The organism is Pedobacter cryoconitis, assembly GCF_014200605.1.
Lineage (GTDB): Bacteria > Bacteroidota > Bacteroidia > Sphingobacteriales > Sphingobacteriaceae > Pedobacter > Pedobacter cryoconitis_B.
Genome location: NZ_JACHCE010000023.1, coordinates 1 through 1,017, shown reverse-complemented (window position 1 = coordinate 1,017; position 1,017 = coordinate 1). Strand labels below are relative to the sequence as shown.

The 1,017-nt window shown below is 45.0% G+C and carries 1 protein-coding gene; it reads right to left on the bottom strand.

The features are described 5' to 3' along the window. Positions 1-1,017: condensation domain-containing protein (locus HDE68_RS26335; RefSeq protein ID WP_260171876.1), on the bottom strand; the 1,017-nt coding region annotated here is incomplete at both ends.

The window sequence follows — 1,017 nt, the reverse complement described above, 5'->3', positions numbered from 1 at the left end:
GCTTCTGCTCAAACGTCCAAGAAGAATCGTATAAACCGATAACAAAACGGTATATAATGTTGCGCCATGCTGTTCACCTAAATAGCGAAGCGAGGCTGTAGCCTGTTCATCCAGTTCAAAACTATAACTATCTCCACGGTGGTTACGATGATCCGGACGTAAATAATCGCAAGGCAAGTCCAGTACATCGGGAAGATCCTGATACTCGGATAACCAGAAAGATCTTTGTTTTTCCATCCGATCCTGTTCAGCAGTACTTTGCTGCCATTCTGCATAGTCTTTATACTGCAAACCCGGAGCAGGTAAATCTTCTCCGGCATATAAAGCCATAAAATCACGAATCAAAATCCCGTGAGAAACACCATCAGTAATGATGTGATGCATATCCACCATCAAAAGCGAGTCTCCTCCAGGCACATGAACCAGCCCCACGCGCAGTAAAGGACCTTGTCCCAGGTCAAAAGGCCGGATAAAACTTTCCATCACCCCCGCTACTTCTTCCCGCTGCGCCTGATAATTTTTTATTGAAAAATTTGAACCATCACCAATTACCTGGAATGGCTCATCTCCGATCATCACTATCGTACTCCTGAGTACCTCATGTCGCCTGATTAAAGCCTGGAAAGCACCAGCCAGACGCTCCTGATCCAGTTCTCCACTGAGCCAGGCCGCACGCGGCATATTGTAAGCCAGTGAATTCCGGTCAAATTCATACAGAAAATACATCCGCTTTTGGGCAGAAGAAAGCACATAATAGGGCTTATCCGCTGCTAAAAGGATACCAGTATAAACCGAACCAGGTACCAATTCACCAATATAAACTGATAAACTCCGGATATCCTGATGGCTGAATATTGCTTTTAAGGATACCTCTGCACCTAACTCCTTCCAAATCCGGTTAGCCAGACTCATTGCTCTCAGCGAATGTCCTCCCAAATCAAAGAAACTCCTGTTCACACTGATCTTATCCTGATCTATTTTCAGAATCTCAGACCAGATCCCAACAAGTGTATGCTC